The 12796-nt window shown below is 65.2% G+C and carries 14 protein-coding genes; 10 read left to right on the forward strand and 4 right to left on the reverse strand.

Annotated elements, in window-relative coordinates:
- Positions 1–66: 66 nt before the first annotated feature.
- The 5 genes from GM1_RS11210 to GM1_RS11230 all read left to right on the forward strand — a co-directional run bounded on the left by GM1_RS11210 (position 67) and on the right by GM1_RS11230 (position 3869).
- Entirely contained in the window at positions 67–840 is a 774-nt protein-coding gene (locus tag GM1_RS11210; protein ID WP_008378890.1) for an IclR family transcriptional regulator, read from the forward strand.
- Between the two features lie 75 nt (positions 841–915).
- The gene (locus tag GM1_RS21580) at positions 916–1410 is read left to right on the forward strand and encodes a helix-turn-helix domain-containing protein (protein WP_075051976.1); all 495 of its coding nucleotides are present in this window, start codon (positions 916–918) and stop codon (positions 1408–1410) included.
- Positions 1403–2089: a nucleotidyl transferase AbiEii/AbiGii toxin family protein gene (locus GM1_RS11220; RefSeq protein ID WP_008378894.1), complete on the forward strand. Its 687-nt coding sequence runs from the start codon at positions 1403–1405 to the stop codon at positions 2087–2089. The genes GM1_RS21580 and GM1_RS11220 overlap by 8 nt, the downstream gene beginning before the upstream one ends.
- Before the next feature lie 236 nt (positions 2090–2325).
- On the forward strand, positions 2326–3132 hold the full coding sequence (locus GM1_RS11225; RefSeq protein ID WP_008378896.1) for a hypothetical protein: 807 nt from the start codon (positions 2326–2328) through the stop codon (positions 3130–3132).
- A 167-nt stretch (positions 3133–3299) separates the two neighbouring features.
- The gene (locus GM1_RS11230) at positions 3300–3869 is read left to right on the forward strand and encodes a hypothetical protein (RefSeq protein ID WP_008378898.1); all 570 of its coding nucleotides are present in this window, start codon (positions 3300–3302) and stop codon (positions 3867–3869) included.
- Between the two features lie 33 nt (positions 3870–3902).
- On the opposite strand, the gene GM1_RS11235 is transcribed toward GM1_RS11230, so the two are convergent.
- Positions 3903–4751, reverse strand: a complete 849-nt coding sequence (locus GM1_RS11235; protein ID WP_008378900.1) for an alpha/beta fold hydrolase — start codon at positions 4749–4751, stop codon at positions 3903–3905.
- A 43-nt stretch (positions 4752–4794) separates the two neighbouring features.
- Here GM1_RS11235 and GM1_RS11240 point away from each other — a divergent pair, with 43 nt between their 5' ends.
- The 5 genes from GM1_RS11240 (at position 4795) to GM1_RS11260 (ending at position 7418) form a co-directional block, all read left to right on the forward strand.
- A complete protein-coding gene (locus GM1_RS11240) occupies positions 4795–5070 on the forward strand; it encodes a 4a-hydroxytetrahydrobiopterin dehydratase (protein WP_157435955.1) in 276 nt (91 codons plus the stop codon).
- A gap of 114 nt (positions 5071–5184) precedes the next feature.
- A complete protein-coding gene (locus GM1_RS11245) occupies positions 5185–5514 on the forward strand; it encodes a PadR family transcriptional regulator (RefSeq protein ID WP_008378904.1) in 330 nt (109 codons plus the stop codon).
- Position 5515: 1 nt separating this feature from the next.
- Entirely contained in the window at positions 5516–5872 is a 357-nt protein-coding gene (locus tag GM1_RS11250; RefSeq protein ID WP_008378906.1) for a DUF1048 domain-containing protein, read from the forward strand.
- Positions 5869–6645, forward strand: coding sequence for an ABC transporter ATP-binding protein (locus GM1_RS11255; protein WP_008378907.1), 777 nt, complete (start codon positions 5869–5871; stop codon positions 6643–6645). Before GM1_RS11250 ends, GM1_RS11255 begins: the two co-directional genes overlap by 4 nt.
- Positions 6642–7418 (forward strand): ABC transporter permease, encoded by a 777-nt coding sequence (locus GM1_RS11260; protein ID WP_008378909.1) that lies wholly within the window; start codon positions 6642–6644, stop codon positions 7416–7418. The genes GM1_RS11255 and GM1_RS11260 overlap by 4 nt, the downstream gene beginning before the upstream one ends.
- 224 nt (positions 7419–7642) lie before the next feature.
- On the opposite strand, the gene nuoN is transcribed toward GM1_RS11260, so the two are convergent.
- Genes nuoN through nuoL form a run of 3 tightly spaced genes read right to left on the reverse strand, consistent with a single transcriptional unit; the run spans position 7643 to position 12794 of the window.
- The gene (gene nuoN / locus GM1_RS11265; protein ID WP_008378910.1) at positions 7643–9328 is read right to left on the reverse strand and encodes an NADH-quinone oxidoreductase subunit NuoN; all 1686 of its coding nucleotides are present in this window, start codon (positions 9326–9328) and stop codon (positions 7643–7645) included.
- The gene (locus tag GM1_RS11270) at positions 9325–10881 is read right to left on the reverse strand and encodes an NADH-quinone oxidoreductase subunit M (protein ID WP_008378912.1); all 1557 of its coding nucleotides are present in this window, start codon (positions 10879–10881) and stop codon (positions 9325–9327) included. The genes nuoN and GM1_RS11270 overlap by 4 nt, the downstream gene beginning before the upstream one ends.
- A complete protein-coding gene (nuoL, locus tag GM1_RS11275) occupies positions 10878–12794 on the reverse strand; it encodes an NADH-quinone oxidoreductase subunit L (protein WP_008378914.1) in 1917 nt (638 codons plus the stop codon). Before nuoL ends, GM1_RS11270 begins: the two co-directional genes overlap by 4 nt.
- Positions 12795–12796: the final 2 nt, after the last annotated feature.

The raw sequence follows: 12796 nt of genomic DNA on the forward strand, positions 1-12796 counted from the left end.
AAGGATTCGCCGGTCTTCTTGCGGATCGTAGATTCCGCATTGCGGAACGAATCGTGAGCGTGTTGAATGAACCGTATGGTGGATGGCAGGTCGGGTGGCGTTCAATCGGTGGAGCGCGCATTTGAACTCATGGAACTGATCGGTCGCGCGGGCGGGGAGTGCTCGTTGACGGAGCTGTCGTCCGAGTCGCCGCTTCCGCCTCCCACCATCCACCGACTGCTCCGAACGCTGGTCGGCATCGGTTACGTGAGGCAGCTTCCCAATCGCCGCTACTCGCTCGGGCCGCGGCTCATCCGGTTGGGGGAGGTTGCGAACCGGCAGTTGGGCGCCGTGGCGGGCCCTGTCCTTCAATCGCTCGTCGACGAACTCTCGGAGACTGCCAGTCTCGCCGTTCTCGACGGCGACATGGTGATCTACACCGGCCAGGTCGCGTCGCTGCACAGCATGCGTACGAACAACGAGATCGGGCGTCGGGTGAACTTGCACAACTCGGGTGTCGGCAAAGCCGTTCTCGCCGAGCTGGACGACGCGCGGATCCTCAAGCTCGTGACGCAGGCCGGCCTTCCTGCCGCCACCGAGAACAGTGTGACCACGTTGTCGTCCGTCTTCGCCAACGTGGAGAAAGTGCGCGCCGACGGGTTCGCCGTCGACGAACAGGAGCAGGAGATCGGTGTCCGCTGCATCGCAATGGCCGTGCCCGGCGCGCCGACTCCGATGGCCATCGGCATCTCCGGCCCCGAATCCCGCATGGATGCGGACCTGCTGAAGCGTGCGGTCCCTGCTCTCCGTCACGCGACCGACGTGATCTCCGAAGCCCTCATCGGGGCTCGGGAGGAGTAGGAAACGAAGGTCGAAGCGGTCGCGGCCGATGGTGTCGGTGTCGGCCGCCCTGGCGGAATGTATAGAATGAGATACATGCCGTCGAAGAGTCCGCCAGTCTCCGAGTTCAGCCAAGGGGTACTGGCTGCGGTTGGTGCCGCTTTGAAGAGTCGTCGACGGCAGCTGGGGGTTAGTGCGGCCGTCGCCGCGGAGTCGGCTGGAATGTCGCGAGTGACGCTGCATCGCATCGAGAGCGGCTCGCCGTCAGTCACGGTCGGGGCATTGGTCAATGCTGCTGAGGCGGTGGGTCTGACCATCGAGCTGTCCACTACTCGCCCTCCGGTGGAGGAGCGCGACGAGCAGGCCCCTGTCGATCCGGGAATGGTAGAGATGGTGCGAGTTGGCGACTATCCGCTCCTGCGCGCCGCAGTCTGGCAGCTCGATGCCGATACTGTCCTTGACGGCTTCGAGGCCTTGCGAACTTACGAACGCAACTGGCGCCACCTTGATCACGCCACCGTGGGAACCCAGGAGAAGGCGCTCATCCAGGCCCTCGCGGACCGGTACAGTAAGGGAGTTCTTCTTGTTTAGCAGGGAACACCACAACCTCGTCAAGACTGTTCTTGAGTCGATTGACAGCGAACTCTTCCGAGATGCGGGATGTTATTTCGGTGGGGGTACTGCGATAGCGCTCCGCTTCGGAGAGTTCAGGGAATCGGTCGACATCGACTTTCTGATTTCCAATGCGGCCGGGTACCGAACCCTTCGGGAGCTGATCAGAAGTTCAGGGTTCGATGCGCTGACGGAACGCCCGGTGCGGGTGGCCCGCGAACCTGTGACAGATCACTATGGGATCCGGACGGTTCTGGACGTCGATGGCGTCGGCATCAAGTTCGAGATCGTTTCTGAGGGGCGTATCAGCTTCGACATTCCAGGTCAGGACGACGCAGTATGCGGAGTGTCGACGCTGTCTTTGCTCGACATGGCTGCGAGTAAACTGCTGGCCAATTCTGACAGATGGGCCGACACCTCTGTGTTCAGTCGCGACCTCATAGACCTTGCGATGATGGAGCCCAGTGGCACCCTCATGGATGCGGCAGTCAGCAAATCTGAGGAAGCCTATGGCTCGTCTGTCACGGGGGACCTCGCCAAGGCGATCGACTACCACCGAGAGAATCCTCATCGGCTCGAGCGGTGCATGCGCGAACTGAGAATGGATTCCACGCCCAAGGCGCTGCTGTGGGATCGGATACAACGTCTCTACAGATAGGGCGCCGGAGCCACGTCCTCGCAGCGGTACGCTGCTGCTGCGAATGGAACGCGCGGCGATGGAGATGCGGCCGCTCGCTGACGATCAGCGTAGAAGTTTGACCGGCATGTCGGATCAACGAGTGACGGGGGTGAATCTGTGTCATCAGTTGTGATGAGCGGACTTGAGCGGACTGAAGTGACGTAGCGTTCTGCGCAGACGTGACCGACATTCGCTGTTTGTAGTCCGGGGGTTCCGTGTTTCGACGTTCCATCGCCTGTGCGGCTGCGTTTGCAGCACTCATCGCCGTCGCGCCGGCAGGCAGTTCTGCGGCGGCGTCCACGCCGCGCCTCGTCTCGACCGTCATCTCGCACGACTGCGAGAACCTCGGTGTGACGATCAGTCTGACGCCGTCGCAGAAGCGACGCGCGCAGGCTCTGCTGCCCGCGGGCTTCCGGCTGGCAGATGCGGCCACCCTGCTTGTCGAGACGTCGAAGTGTGCGGGCGCAAGAGTAAACGGACACCCGATTCCGGCATTCAAACTGTCTGAGGCCGCATTGTCAGTGGTGCCGCCGCGGCGGGTGGAATCCCGCCAACTGCCGGATCTGGTTACCGAGAACATCTTCATGCTGTCGCAACTCGACACGAACCGACTGCTGTCGGAGACGAAGTCCAGGGCGGGCTACCGAACCGAGATGGCCGACATCTCCCTCGACCGCGGCTCGAACGGTGCGGTTCCGCGCATCATGACCGCGTCGGCGGGTGGTTCGCTCGCTCCGTCGTCGGCTCGGGCGCGGACCACGCCGATCCTCCTCCCGTCCAGTGTGGAAGTCCCGAACCCCGGCGTGGTCTACCAGCTGTGGACGAAGGACTCCGCCGGGCGATTCGTCGTGACGACCAACTCGAACATGCGGATCGGGGCACCCGCGGCGGGCGTCGGAACGGTCACCGCCGATCCCGGAACACTCCTGCATCGACTCCTCGGTGCGCGGTCCGCATCCGGGGTCGCGTTCTCCGGCCGGGCGAGCGGCTTCGTCAACGACACCTACGTGTTCGGTCGCTGACGCCGTGCCGATTCGCCGGGGAGTCGTCGCTCTACGGGCGGTGCGAGAGGAGCTGACGTCCACAGTGTCGTCAGTGTGAACAAATCGCCCGGGCCGCACCGGCCACTCGACAGATTTGTCGGGGGTGGGGGATACCATCACGGAAATCGACAAAGGGGGAGTTCGGGATGAAGCGCACTGTAACGGCCGTGACCGCGATCGGGCTGATGGGAGTGTTGGCGGGGTGTGCCGATGACCGCGCATCCGACGCCGCGAGCGGCGTGGACACCAGCACAACGACGACGGCATCGACGCGGACGGTGGCCAGTACACAAACCCAACCTCGAATCGTCGAGGTGGATCCGGCTGAGTTCGCGACGGCCGGTTCGCCGGGCTACTACCGGTGGACCTATGCCGCAGGAAAGGAATGCGCGGCAGCACCGGCGATGAACGGCATGGATGCCGCCGTCTACTGTTCGGCCAGCTTCCCGGCGGGGACGCCGGACGTGAAGAACGACATATTCGTCGGCGCACCGAACTCGATCCGGGTCACCGCAGAGGGGACTGAGGCGACCATTCAAGAGAGCGGGCCGCCGGGAGCTAAGCCACTCCCCGCTGGCAGTCGAATCACGATCGGTGCCCTCGCGTGCACCGCACTGCCCGACGGGATCACCTGCAACAGCGATGGTGGAGGCTTCACGTTCGAGGGCGGCGTATTGACACGAACAGGGACCGAGATCCCGCCGACCACGCCGTGAAGATCTCGCGGGACCTCCGCTCGAGGTTTCGAGTCAAGGCGTCGCCGACACGAGCTGCCTGATCGCGGGAAGCACGACGTCCCATGACTGTGGCGGCGGAATCTCGTGTCCCACTCCGGCCAACTCGAGAAACCGGGATCCCGGGATCATTGCGGCGAGCGCCCGGCCGTGCTCAACCGGATACATCGGATCGTCCACGCTGTGAACGACGAGCGTCGGTGCAGCGATCATGGCGGGATCGACGCCGCCGGACGGAGCTGCAACGAAGTGATTGGACATCGACGACTCCACGTTCGCGGTGCGGCGGACCTCGAGGGATGCGATGCGCCGGACGCGGGCTTCGTCGAATCGGTCTGGGCAGGCGTAGGGCCGTTCGACGTCGACGCGATAGTCGATCACCGAGTTGACGTCGGCCCAATCGATGTCGGGGGCGGGTTCGGTCCACGTGGCGGCGACCGCGGCAGTCGGTCCGGGCAGCGAGCCGTGGTCGCCTCCGGCCGGACTCGACTCGACCAGGGTCGCCGACGCGACACGATCGGGATGGCGCACGGCGAGAGTCTGCGCGATTCCGCCGCCCATCGACATGCCGACGAGGTGGGCGCGCTCAACGTCGAAGGCGTTGAGCACTCGCAGCGCGTCTGTCACCAGATCGTCGCCCGTGTAGTCGGGTCGGCGGCCGGGCGGGGACTGCGACGATCGGCCGGTGTCGCGGTGGTCATAGCGGATCACCTGGAGGCTGCCTGCACTGAGGGCGTCGCAGAATTCAGGTGTCCACCAGTCCATCGACTGGCCGCCGCCTGCGATCAGTAGGACCGTCGGCGCTTCGGCCGGGCCGCGTCGGTCGGCGGCGAGATCGATTCCATCTACGTGCAGCATCGTCATGGGAGGCCTTTCGACACGCTCTCCATCGTGCCATCGTGGAGTGATGGGCGACGGCAGTTCAACAGCAGGCTGGACGGCGACACCCGGTGGGCTCGTCGCGCGATTCCGCACCAGAACAATGGTCCGCGGTCTCGAGTTCGTCACGCGAGTCGTCGCGGCCGCAGAGGCGGCGAACCATCACCCGGACATCGACTTCCGGTACGGATCGGTGGTTCTCACACTGATCACGCACGATGCCGGCGATGAGATCACCGAGCTCGACCATCGCCTCGCGCGTGAGATCTCAACCATCGCATCCGGCCTGGACCTCCTGTCCTGACTCCCTGAACCGCGGCCCCGCACGGTCGGGATCGAACTCGAGGGGCCTCTTGCCATTCCACTATTCAGCGTTACTATGTACTGGTAGTCAACGTCACTTAGTAGTGGGAGGGTTGTGGGAAAACAGATCACCGAAATGCTCAAGGGCACGCTCGAAGGAATCGTTCTCGCGGTGCTGGCGGTCGCGCCGGCGTACGGGTACGAGATCACCGCGCGGCTGCGCGACGAGGGTTTCGCCGACATCGCGGAAGGCACTGTGTACGCACTGCTGGTCCGCATCGAGAAGCGCGGCATCGTCGACGTGGAGAAGGTCCCGTCGGAGAAGGGGCCACCCCGAAAGGTCTACTCACTCAACGACGCCGGGCGCGCGGAACTCGACGAGTTCTGGCGTACGTGGACATTCCTGTCCGACCGAATCGAACACCTGCACCGAGGAGCCAACTGACATGTCCATCATCAGCAAGATCGTCGGCGACAAGAAGCGCTACCGCGCCTACCAGGCGCGAGTCGCTGCTCTGCCGACTCCGCACCGGGAAACCGTTGAAGCACTCGCTCGCTACCTGATGTATTTCGGACCCGGCGACAGCGACAACCTGACGTCGATGCTCGAAGACCTCACCGACCTGTTCGAGCAGAGCGTCGCCGACGGCGTCGATGTCCGCGGCATCGTCGGGGACAACCCCGTCGAGTTCGCCGAAGAATTCCAGCGCAACTACCCCGAAGGCCAGTGGATCGGCCGCGAACGCGACCGTCTCAACGACACCATCACCAAGGCCGTCGGCGATGAGGGGACACCACGATGACCGACACCGACAACGCGATCAGCGTTCGTGGGCTGACCAAGAGTTACGGAGACCATGCAGTCCTCAACGGTGTCGACCTGGACGTCGCCAGAGGCTCAGTCTTCGCGCTGCTCGGATCCAACGGCACCGGGAAGACCACCCTCGTCAAGATCCTCGCCACAGTCCTGTCCGCCGATACCGGGACTGCGACTGTCAACGGGCACGACCTCGGACGGCAGGCACGGAGCGTCCGTCAGGCGATCAGCCTCACCGGGCAGTTCGCCGCCGTCGACGAGATACTGACGGGTCGCGAGAACCTCGTGCTCATCGCACGGCTGCGTCACCAGCAGGATCCGGGCATGGTCGCCGACAATCTGCTCGCCCGGTTCGGTCTTACCGACGCCGGCGCGCGTCGAGTCGGCACCTACTCCGGCGGTATGCGGCGACGCCTCGACATAGCGATGAGTTTGATCGGCGACCCGCCGATCGTCTTCCTCGACGAGCCGACGACCGGACTGGATCCGCAGGCCCGCATCGACGTGTGGAACTCGGTTCGCGAACTCGCCGACAGTGGGACCACAGTGCTCCTGACCACGCAGTATCTCGACGAGGCCGAGCACCTCGCGGACCGGATCGCGATCCTCCACGAGGGGCGGATCATCGTCGACGGCACCCTCGCCGACCTCAAACGGCTCCTGCCACCCGCGGAAGTGGAGTACATCGAGAAGCAGCCGACGCTGGAGGACGTGTTCCTCGCCGTTGTCGGAGACGACGACCTCAGGAGATCGGCATGACTACTCAGGCTCTCGGCTCGACAGCCGTCTCCGACACTCTGACCCTTCTCGGTCGGTCGTTGCGACACATCACGCGGAGTGTCGACACGGTGATCACGACGACGGTCATGCCGATCGCGTTCATGCTGCTGTTCGTCTACGTCTTCGGAGGGGCGATCGACACCGGAGCTCAGCGTTACGTCGACTATCTGCTGCCGGGGATCCTGCTGATCACCATCGCGTCGGGAGTCGCCTACACCGCGTTCCGCCTGTACCAGGACATGCAGGGCGGGATCGTCGAACGGCTGGTGTCCATGCCGATCAGTCGGACGAGTGTTTTGTGGGCGCACGTCTTCACATCGATGGTGGCGAACGCGGTATCGGTGCTCATCGTGCTGATCGTGGCCGCCGTGATGGGGTTTCGCACGAGCGCCGGGCCGGGCGCGTGGTTGGCTGTCGTGGGCATCCTCTGCCTGTTCACGCTCGCGATGACATGGCTTGCGGTGATCCCGGGGCTGACCGCGAGTTCGCCGGACGGGGCGACTGCGTTCTCCTATCCGCTGATCCTGTTGCCGTTCGTCAGTTCGGCATTCGTCCCGACAGCCGGCATGCCCGGTCCAGTGCGGGCCTTCGCGGAGAACCAGCCGGTCACCGCGATCGTCGACGCGATCCGAAACCTCTTTGCGGAGCAACCGGTCGGTGACGGGATCTGGATCGCACTGGGCTGGTGCGTCGCGCTGCTCGTCGCGGCCTACGCCGTCGCCATGCTCGTGTACCGCAGAAAACTGCAGTGATCAGGCTGTTCTAGACGCCGGGTGGAGGTCCCCACTGCTGTGGCTGCTGCTCGTAGCCGGGGCGGACGTACCGTTGCGGCGGCGCCTGCGGGTGCTGCGACGGCCGGACCGAGCGGAGTAGACGCGGAACGTTGTGCCGCAAAAGTCGCACAGGTGTGGTGGACGAAACGCACCCCGGCGTTACGTTCCTGCAAGGTCGTGGGGTTCCGTGATCCTCAAGTCATCTATCCGAGGAACGTCGCCACGTCGTGGGAGACGTCGAGCAGCCAGGCGGGCACGATGCCGAGAGCGATCGTGAGGCCGACGCTGATCGCGATCGGGATGGTGGTCAGCAGGCTCGGGTGAGCGACGGTGGGGGCACCTTCCGGGGGATCGGAGAAGAACATCGCGACGATCACCCGCACGTAGAAGTAGGCGGCGATCGCGCTGCACACGACTCCGATGATCACCAACGGCCACGCGCCCTCCTGGCCTGCGGCCGAGAACACTGCGAACTTGCCGATGAACCCGCCGGTGAGCGGGATGCCCGCGAAGGAGAGCAGAAGGATCGACATCATCGTGCCCACGAGGGGATGCTCGCGACCCAGTCCGGCCCACGCGCGGAGGTCGGACTCCTCTCGGCCGGTCGCATCGCGCACCACGCTGATCAGCGCGAATGCGCCGAACGCGGACACTGCGTACACGGCGATGTAGAACAGAGTGCCCGCGAGGGCGTCCCGCGAGAGAGTGATCGCCCCGACGAGGGCGAAGCCGACGTGACTAACCGACGAGTACGCAAGCATGCGTTTGCAGTCCCGCTGGGTGACGGCCATGAAGGTCGCGATCACCATTGTGGCGATCGTTATCGTCCACAGCGCGGGGCGCGCGATGTCGGCCAGGTCGGGGAATCCGACGTGCAGCACACGGAGCAGGGCGCCGAAAGCGGCCGCCTTCGTCGCGGATGCCATCAACGATGTGACCGGAGAGGGAGCGCCCTGGTAGACGTCCGGGACCCACGACCCGAAGGGAACGGCGCCGACTTTGAACAGCAGGCCGACGGCGATCAAGACCAGCGCGATCACACCGAAGGTGCGATCGTCCGCAGTCTGCAACGACTGCCCGACTTCCCGCAGCGACAGCGAGGCGCTCGCACCGTAGGCGAAGGCGGTCCCGAACAAGAAGATCGCCGACGCGAACGCGCCGAGCAGGAAGTACTTGAGCGACGCCTCTTGAGACAGCAATCGGCGACGTCGAGCCAGACCGCACAGCACATACAGGGGCAGTGACAGCACCTCGAGTGCGATGAACATCGTCAGCAGATCGCCGCACGAGCCGAACAGCATCATGCCGCCCACCGCGAACAGCGTGAGGGGATACACCTCGGTCGTCAAGAACCCGGCGCGTCCTGCGGCGAGTTCGTCCGTCGAACCGGGAACGGTGGCTCCGGACGGCGTGAATGCGTCAGCTGTCAGTTCGGCATCGGCATCCGAACCCGCGTCGTCGGAGCGTGTCCTCCGTTCGTCGAGCGGAGTCGAGACGTATCCCACCGCCGCCGGTTTGCCTGCCGCAGTCCGGACCTCGGCGGGCGCCCACACCCTGTCGAGCCGCCGTTCTCCCATGAATGCGACGGCTCCCAGTGCGACGACGAGGACGACTGCCTGAACGAACAGCCCAGGGCCGTCGATCAGGACAGCGCCGGACATGAGGGTCCGTTGCTGTGGCGAGTCCGTTGTGGCGGTGTGTGCGACGAATCCCAGCGCGACCATCGCGGCGACAATGCCCGCACAGGACAATCCGAGCTGAATGCGGTACCGCGCCTCGCTTCGCGCGAAGGCCTCCACGAGGACGCTGACCACGGCGACACCGAACACGATCAGCATCGGCGAGAGCCGGTAGTAGTCGATCGAGGGAAGCACGAGTCCGTCGGTCATCGGTCTGCTCCGTCGTTGGCAGTGGTCGAGGTCGTCGCCGGTGCGGCCGGATCGACGAAGTCCAGGATGATCCGGGGGAAGAACCCGAGGACGAACAACAGGACGATCAACGGTGCGACGACGACCTTCTCCCGCACCCCGAGATCGGTGATGCGCTTGTCCGCACCGTCCGGCGCAGGGCCGCCCATCATTCGCTGATATGTCCAGAGGATGTAGACGGCCGACAGGGCCAACGCGAGCGAAGCGATCACGGCTGCCGCGGGATACCGCACGAACGTTCCGATCAGGACGAGGAACTCGCTGATGAACGGTCCCAGCCCGGGAAGAGACAGGGTGGCGAGGCCTGCGATCAGAAATGTCCCCGACAACACCGGTGCGAGGCGTTGCACACCGCCGTAGTCGCTGATCAACGAACTGCCGCGACGCGAGACGAGGAACCCCGCGATCAGGAACAGGGCAGCCGTCGAGATGCCGTGATTGACCATGTAGAGAGTGGAGCCGACGTGGCCCTGATCGGTGAGCGCAAAAACGCCGAGCACGATGAAACCGAAGTGCGAGATCGACGTGTAGGCGATGAGCCGCATCACGTCGGTCTGGCCGATCGCCATCACTGCGCCGTAGACGATGCTGACGACCGCAAGAGTGCACAACACCGGGGCGAAGGTCTCCGAGGCGTCGGGGAACAGGCCGATGCAGAACCTCAGCATCGCGAACGTGCCCACCTTGTCCATCACCGCCATCATCATCACGGCCGCGGCCGGAGTGGTGGAGACGGCGGCGTCGGGCAGCCACGTGTGCAGCGGCCAGAGCGGGGCCTTCACGGCGAATGCGAATACGAAGCCCGCGAACAGGAGGTTCTGTGTGGTCGGCGACATCTCAAGGGCGCCGTCCGCCACGGCGGTGGAGATCGACTCGAAGCTGAACCGGCCGGCGACGACATACAGTCCGATCACCGCGGCGAGCATGACGAGTCCGCCGAACAGGTTGTACAGCAGGAACTGCACGGCCGCCCGCGACCGTTCGGCACGCACTCCGGGACCGGTCGTCCCGAAGCCGCCGATCAGGAAGTACATCGGGATCAACATCGCCTCGAAGAAGATGTAGAACAACAGCACATCGGTCGCGACGAAGCTCATCAGCACCATCGCCTCGACCGCGAGCAGCAGGGCGATGTAGATGTGGACGCTCTTGCCCTGCCCGTTCTCGGGTGTGGCCGACGGAGTCGCGGTGGAGTCTGCGTCCCGCCACCCTGCCAGCAACAGGAGGGGAGTGAGGACAGTGGTGAGGAGGATCAAGGCGAGTCCGACGCCGTCCAACCCGAGCGAGTAGCGGGCTCCGAACTGCGGGATCCAGCTCAGATCCTCGGTCATCTGGAAACGCCCGCCGCCGGGTTCGAAACGGGCCGCGATGATCACCGACCACACCAGCACCAGCAGGGCTGCGCCGACGCCGATCACCTTCGCGTTGTGGGCGCGGGCCGCGGGCAGGAACATCACCACGGCGGATGCGGCTGCGGGGAGCAGCCACAACACGGTGAGCCAGGGCATCGTCATAGGACGTTCACCACCATCGTCAGCGCGGCGATCACCACGGTTCCGGCGAGAATCGACAGAGCGTACGAGCGGACGAACCCGTTCTGAGCACGTCGGGCGACGGTCGACGTGCCCATGACGGCCGCGCCGATGCCTGTCGGAACCGCGCTGAGTCCACGCTCTTCCACCGTCACCAGGCCGGCCGTCGCGAGTGCCCCCGGACCCGCGAAAACCTTCTCGTTGACGGTGTCGCCGAACAGGTCGGCACGCGCCGCGACAGTCAGCATCGACACGTCGTCCGGCGGTGTCGTGGGAACCGGTTGTCGTCCGTACTTGGCCCATGCGACGGCGGCGCCTGCGACGACACATACGAGGACGATGGTCGTGACGGCCCACGCCGGGACGGAACCGTGGTGCTCGGGCGCCTCGCCGACGACAGGTGTGAGCCAGTCCGTCAGCGACCCGCCGATCGCGAGGAGCGCGCCTGCGCCGACCGAACCGATCGCGAGCACGATCATCGGGGCGGTCATCGATGCGGACGACTCGTGCGGGTGCGCGTCGTCCCGCCACCTGGCCGGCCCGAAGAACGTCAGGACCATCACGCGGGTCATGTAGAACGCGGTGATCGCGGCCCCGAGAACGGTCGCACCGCCGAGCAGCCATCCGCGAACCCCTCCCTCGGCGAGCGCGGCTTCGATGATGCCGTCCTTCGAGAAGAATCCCGAGAACGGCGGCACTCCGATGATGGCGAGGTACCCGAGGCCGAACGTGGCGAAAGTGATCGGCATCGCGGTCCGGAGCCCGCCGAAGCGGCGCATGTCCGTCTCGTCGTTCATCGCGTGCATCACCGAGCCCGCGCCGAGGAACAGACCGGCTTTGAAGAAGCCGTGTGTGATTAGGTGCAGGATCGCGACGGCGTAGCCGGCGGGACCGAGACCTGCCGCGAGGATCATGTAGCCGATCTGGCTCATCGTCGACGCCGCCAGCGCCTTCTTGATGTCGTCCTTCGCGCAGCCGATGATCGCGCCGAACAGCAGCGTCACGGCGCCGACCACGGTGACCGCGGTCTGCGCGTTCGGCGCGAGGTCGAAGACCGGACCCGACCGGGTGATCAGGTAGACGCCAGCGGTGACCATGGTCGCGGCGTGGATCAGCGCCGACACCGGGGTCGGGCCTTCCATCGCGTCGCCGAGCCACGCCTGCAGCGGCACCTGCGCCGACTTGCCGCAGGCTGCGAGCAACAGCATGAATCCGATGCCGGTCACCGCGGCGTCGCTCGCCCCCGAGGCGCCCGCGAACACGGTGTCGAAGTCGACGGACCCGAAGGTCGAGAACATGATCATCATCGCGATCGCCAGCCCCATGTCGCCGACACGGTTCATCACGAACGCCTTCTTCGCGGCCGTCGCCGCCGACGGCTTGTGCTGCCAGAAGCCGATGAGCAGGTACGACGCGACTCCCACGCCTTCCCAGCCGAGGTACAGGCCGAGATAGTTGTTCGCGAGGACGAGCACGAGCATCGCCGCGACGAAGAGATTCAGATACGCGAAGAACCGTCGACGGTCCGGATCGTCGGCCATGTAGCCGAGCGAGTACACGTGGATCAACGTCCCGACCACGGTGATCAACAGGACGAAGCACATCGACAACTGATCGAGTTGCAGGCCGAAGTCGACTCGAAGACTCCCCACCGGCACCCATGAGTACAGGTCGTCGGAGACGGTGCGGTCGCCGACGTCGCGGCCGATCATGGAGATCCACGCGACGATCGCGGCAACCGCCGATCCGGCGGCGAGTGCCGTCGCGAGAAGAGGACCCCAGGTGTCGGCAGCCTTTCGGCCCGCCGGTGCGCTTCGATCAAGGACCGGGGGAAGCACGAGGAGGAGCGCTGCGCCGAGGGCGGGCAGTGCGGGAATGATCCAGAGTTGCGTCACGG

The organism is Gordonia malaquae NBRC 108250, assembly GCF_000344135.1.
Taxonomy (GTDB): Bacteria; Actinomycetota; Actinomycetes; order Mycobacteriales; family Mycobacteriaceae; genus Gordonia; species Gordonia malaquae.